Annotated in this window: 5 protein-coding genes; all 5 read left to right on the forward strand. The window is 63.6% G+C overall.

Features of this window, described 5'->3' with window-relative positions:
- Positions 1-452 precede the first annotated feature (452 nt).
- The 5 genes from AC097O_RS24090 (at position 453) to AC097O_RS24110 (ending at position 5,084) form a co-directional block, all read left to right on the forward strand.
- The gene (locus tag AC097O_RS24090) at positions 453-1,199 is read left to right on the forward strand and encodes an ABC transporter ATP-binding protein (RefSeq protein WP_479595464.1); all 747 of its coding nucleotides are present in this window, start codon (positions 453-455) and stop codon (positions 1,197-1,199) included.
- A 14-nt stretch (positions 1,200-1,213) separates the two neighbouring features.
- A complete protein-coding gene (locus AC097O_RS24095; RefSeq protein WP_479595465.1) occupies positions 1,214-2,125 on the forward strand; it encodes a 4-hydroxyphenylpyruvate dioxygenase in 912 nt (303 codons plus the stop codon).
- On the forward strand, positions 2,122-3,015 hold the full coding sequence (locus AC097O_RS24100) for a sugar phosphate isomerase/epimerase family protein (RefSeq protein WP_479595466.1): 894 nt from the start codon (positions 2,122-2,124) through the stop codon (positions 3,013-3,015). Before AC097O_RS24095 ends, AC097O_RS24100 begins: the two co-directional genes overlap by 4 nt.
- Before the next feature lie 153 nt (positions 3,016-3,168).
- Positions 3,169-4,122, forward strand: a complete 954-nt coding sequence (locus AC097O_RS24105; RefSeq protein WP_479595467.1) for a cation diffusion facilitator family transporter — start codon at positions 3,169-3,171, stop codon at positions 4,120-4,122.
- A gap of 92 nt (positions 4,123-4,214) precedes the next feature.
- Positions 4,215-5,084, forward strand: coding sequence for an alpha/beta fold hydrolase (locus AC097O_RS24110; protein ID WP_479595468.1), 870 nt, complete (start codon positions 4,215-4,217; stop codon positions 5,082-5,084).
- Positions 5,085-5,495 lie beyond the last annotated feature (411 nt).

Raw genomic sequence — 5,495 nt, forward strand, 5'->3', positions numbered from 1 at the left:
TGAGGAACTGGCAGCTTGAAGACGCTGTGTACCTCAATCCGGAAAGAGAGCGAAAAACCCTTCTCAAGCAGGCAGCCTAACGGCTGCTGAGGCGACAACTACCTTGACACACGCCGGTGTGGCCAAAAGAAAGTCACCAAAGAAAAGGCCACCCCCGCTGCCTGCGTCCCTTCGCTGCGCTGCGGGCAACCTGTGGTGCTCGCTTCAAGTGGGGTCTGGCTAAACTCGCTGCGCTCAAACAACGCCAGCCCTGATCCACTTGAAGCTGCGCTCCTCGGCGCATGCAGAGGGGGCCCCAGGGAGCGGGAACGGGCACGGGGTCCGTTGGCGCTTTGCGCCAATGCGCACCGGCGGTGCGCCCGGATTTCCCCCTCTCCATCCGCCTGCGCCGCCGGGCGCACATCCCGGCCGGGGATGCCCATAAACACAAGCAAAGCATCGGAGACAGCCAAATGAGCGACATCTGCATTGAATTCAACGACGTAGTGGCCGGGTACAAGGACTTCATGATCCTGAACAACCTGAGCTTCAAGGCCCAGACCGGCTCCATCACCCTGCTGCTCGGCCCCAATGGCGCGGGCAAATCGACGGTGCTGAAGACGCTTTTTGGGCTGCTCAAACCCCGCCAAGGCAGCATCCAGCTGTACGGCAAAAGCGTGGTCGGGCTGACGCAAAAAGAGCTGCTGGCCCAGGGCATCGCCTTTGTGCCGCAGGGCCGCAACCTGTTTGGCCAGCTCACGGTGTGGCAGAACCTGGAACTGGGCGGCATCACCATCGGCAAGGAGCTGACGCACCAGCGCATCCCCGAAGTGCTGGAGTTCTTCCCGCGCGTCAAGCAGCGCATGGACAGCATGGCCTCGGCCCTATCGGGCGGCGAGCAAAAGCAATTGGAGATTGGCCGCGCCCTGCTGCTGCGCCCCAAGGTGCTGTTGATCGACGAGCCCAGCATCGGCCTGTCCCCCATGGTGGTGGGCGATGTGTTCAAACTGCTACGCAAACTGGCCGACCAGGGCACTACCGTGCTGATGGTGGAACAAAACGTCAAAAGTGCGCTCAAAATATCCGATGAAGCGATTGCGCTGGAGTCGGGCCGGCTGGTGCTGCAAAAGCCCGCCTCCGAACTGCTGACCGATCCGCATATTGAGCGCCTATTTTTGGGTGGAGCCCATGCTGCACCTGCACAACCAGCTACTATTTAAGGAGCATGTGATCCATGAGTGACCTTCTCGTCAACCCCAGCCGCGAGCCCTTGCAGGCCTCGTTCAGCGATGCCTCCAACCCGCTGGGGCTGGACGGTATCGAGTTCATCGAATACTCCACGCCCAAGCCGCAAGCACTGGGCCAGGTGCTGGAGATGATGGGTTTCAAACCGGTAGCCCGGCACCGCTCGCGCGAGATCCAGCTGTACCGCCAGGGCGGGCTGAACATCGTGGTCAACGGCCACCCCAGCGACGCGCAGGCCGCCGGCCACGGCAGTGAATCGCCCGCCATCTCGGCCATCGCGCTGCGGGTGCGCGATGCCCGCGCCGCCTACCACTACGTGCGCGAGCGCGGTGCCTGGGAGGTACCCACCCACGCAGAGGTGATGGAGCTGAACATCCCCGCCATCCACGGCGCGGGCGGCAGCCGCATCTACTTTGTGGACCGCTACAAAGACTTCTCCATCTACGACGTGGATTTCATCCCGATCCCCTCGGTCAACCAGAAGCCCGAGGCCACCACCGGCCTGCACTTCTTCGGCGTGGTGCAGTACATCGGCCCGGAGCGCAGCTACGACTGGATCGAGTTCTACAACGCCCTGTTTGGCATGGCCCTGATCCCCGACGAGGAGCGCTTCGGCATCATGCCCAAGGGCACCCTGCTGCGCAGCCCGGCCCTGGAAGCCGCCAACAGCTTCATGTTGCAACTCATCGAGCCCGAACTGAACGTGATCGACACCGACGAGCGCCTGCAGCGCATCGGCCTGGGCGTACCCGACGTGCTGGCGGCGGTGAAGGCCTTGCGCGCGCTGGGCGTGGAGTTTGTGGAGACGCAGGCCACCCACACCGAGAGCCGCGGTGCGATCACCAAGACCTACCTGGGCTCCGTCGTCTTCGAACTCGTGCACAGCGAGAAAGCCGTATGAAAGACCACGCCATCCAAGGCTTCGGCATGGACACCATCACCCTGGCCGGGCCCTTGAAAGCCAAGCTCAAGGCCATGGTGGATGCGGGCTTTACCCAGGTGATGCTCAAGGCCAACGACATCGTCGGCCACCCGGACGGCATGGAGGCGGCGGTGGCCGAGGTCAAGGCCAGCGGGCTGCGCGGCACCGGCTTTCAGGTGCTGCGCGACTTCGAGGGCCTCAGCGGCCACCTGCACGAGTACAAGATCGACATCGCCAAGGCCATGCTGCAAATGTGTGCCGCGCTGGACTGCAAAGTGCTGCTGGCCTGCTCGTCCACCTCGCCGCACGCCACCCAGGACCTGGACCACATCGCCCGCGACCTGCGCAAGCTGGCCATGCTGGCCGTGCCGCTGGGCATCCGCATCGCCTACGAGGGCCTGTCGTGGGGCCGCACGGTGAACGAGTTCACCACCGCCTGGGACGTGGTCTGCCGCGCCGACTGCCCCAACCTGGGCCTGGGCATCGACGGCTACCACATCGTGGCCGCCAAGACCTCGCTGGACGAGATCGACTACCTGGATCCGAGCAAGATATTTTTGGTGCAACTGGCCGACTTCATGTGGCAGGAAACCAAGACCTTTGAAGAGCGCATGACCACCGCGCGCACCTACCGCGTGTTCCCCGGCGAAGGCGTGCACAGCGAGCAGATGGTGGACCTGGTGCTCAAGCTCGACCGCCTGGGCTACCGGGGCGACTACAGCTTTGAAGTATTTAACGACGACTACGTCAACCTGCCCCTGCCGGTGGTGGCCGCCCGCGCCCGCAAGAGCGCGCTGTGGCTCAGCGAAGACGTGCTGCGCCGCTCCACACCGCTGCCCAACGACATGCGGCTCAAGCAGCGCTTCTGACAAGGTTCATATAGAAAACAGACGGCTTGCGCTTATTCCATAAGCGCAAGCCGCTCTTTTTTGTGTAGCACATGGAAGTCAACGACATGGCTTAATGCAGGCTTAATCGGGCTGTTGCACCATGCTCACACCCGCGGCCACTTTTGCACATCCATGTACCACCTGAACGATTTGAACGACGACAGCGAAGACACCGAACGCACCCCGGCCCAGCGGACAGCGGCAGCATCGCGCAGCACCTGGGTCAGCGTGGCCGTCAACCTGGTGCTCACGGTGCTGCAGATCGGGGCGGGCATCTTCTCCAAATCCCAGGGCCTGATCGCCGACGGCGTGCACTCGCTGTCCGACCTGGTGGCCGACTTCGTGGTGCTCCTGGCCAGCCACCACAGCAAAAAAGATGCCGATGTAGACCATCCCTACGGCCACCAGCGCTTTGAAACGGCCGCCTCGCTGGTGCTGGGCCTGCTGCTGCTGGCGGTGGGCGCAGGCATGCTGTGGTCAGCCGCTACCAAGCTGGAGGCCCCCGAAGCCATCGCCCAGGTGCATGTGCTGGCCCTGTGGGTGGCCGGTGGCGCGCTGATAGCCAAGGAGCTGCTGTTTCGCTACATGCTGGCCGTGGCCAAGCGGGTCAAATCCAGCATGCTGGTGGCCAACGCCTGGCACGCCCGCTCCGACGCGGCATCGTCCCTGGTGGTGGGCATTGGCATCGTCGGCAACCTGGCGGGTTACCCGCTGCTGGACCCGATTGCCGCGCTGATCGTGGGCTTTATGGTGTCCAAAATGGGCTGGAGCTTTGCCTGGGATGCCCTGCACGACCTGATGGACCGGGCCGTCGATGAAGCCGAGGTAGACGCCATCCGCCAGACCCTGCAGACCACGCCCGGCGTGCTGGGCGTGCACGACCTGCACACCCGCAAAATGGGCGACATGGTGGTGGCCGACGCGCACATCGAGGTCGATGCCACCCTGAGCGTGGAGGCCGGGCACGAGATTGCCGTCATGGCCCGCCAGCGCGTGCTGCAACGCCACCGGGTGCTGAACCTGATGACCCACATCGACCCCTGGCGGCGGCCCGACGGGGACCACACCGCGGCCAGAGCTGTGTGAAAGGCGGCCTGGGGCGCCTACGCACTTTTGCATAGAATAGGCCTCTCACGCTTATTCCACTAGCGTAAGCAGCTCTTATTTGCATAGCATCCATGCCCACTACCGCCATCGCCCACCTGCGCGCCCGCGCCACCCAGCACACCACCCTCTTCGGCAAAAGCCGTACCCTCTGGCATACCTGGGGCCAACCCGGCAGCCAGCCCCCGGTGCTGTTGCTGCACGGCGGCAGCGGTAGCTGGACGCACTGGCTGCGCAACATCCAGAGCCTGGTCGATGCCGGGCGGCAGGTGTGGGTGCCCGACCTGCCCGGCTTCGGCGACTCGGATATGCCCCCTGGCGGTGCGGGCCGGGATGCCGATGCCATGCACGCGCCGTTGCAGCTGGGCTTGCAGCAGCTGGTGGGAGACGCCGCCGTGGACGTGGTGGGTTTCTCGTTTGGCAGCATGGTGGGCGGCTTTCTGGCCCAGGTCTACCCCAGCCGTGTGGCCCGCCTGGTCATCGTCGGCGCGCCCGCCCTGGGCCTGGTGCAGCGCAATACCGTCCCCCTCAAAGCCTGGACGCACCTGACCGACCCCGCAGCGCAAGCCGTGCAGCACCGCCACAACCTGCGCGCGCTGATGCTGTTCGACCCGGCCGGTGTGGATGACGACACCCTGGCCCTGCACATCGCCAACGTGCGGCGCGACCGCATTCCCGGCCGGCGTTTGTCCTACACCGACGTACTGGCCAAAGCCCTGCAACAGATACGCTGCCCGGTGTGGGCCATCTACGGGCGCGAAGATGCCTTGTACGAGGGCCGGGTGGACGAGCTGGCCGCCGCGCTGCAGGCCGCGCCCACCTTCCAGTCGCTGCAACTGGTGGACAAGGCAGGCCACTGGGTGCAGTACGAGTGCGCCGATGCCTTCAACGCAGCACTGCGCCAGGCATTGGAGGCCAAGCCCGGCTATCGGTCTGGGAGGTAAAAAAATCTAGATGATTCCAAAAAAACAACAAGCCTGCGGTGCAGACATGGAACTGGCTGAGCGTGGACTTACCCGCCATTAGTCACCCTCTCGCAAAGTTAACGACTTAGGATGGATATCGTAGCTACGTAATTTGGATCGCTGCCGGGTTTTAGTTTGTAGTCTTGGCGGCGTGGATCGCCAATCTAACTAGACTTTTGGTCACTCCGATGCCTCAACCGATCTCTCACCGGGAGCAGTCCACGTTGATCTGGACCGCAGTAACGTCGCCAAGAGCACAAGATTTCACGACAACGGCGTGTGTCAAGGTAGTTGTCGCCTCAGCAGCCGTTAGGCTGCCTGCTTGAGAAGGGTTTTTCGCTCTCTTTCCGGATTGAGGTACACAGCGTCTTCAAGCTGCCAGTTCCTCAG

It is taken from the genome of Rhodoferax sp. LS1P39 (genome assembly GCF_056521425.1).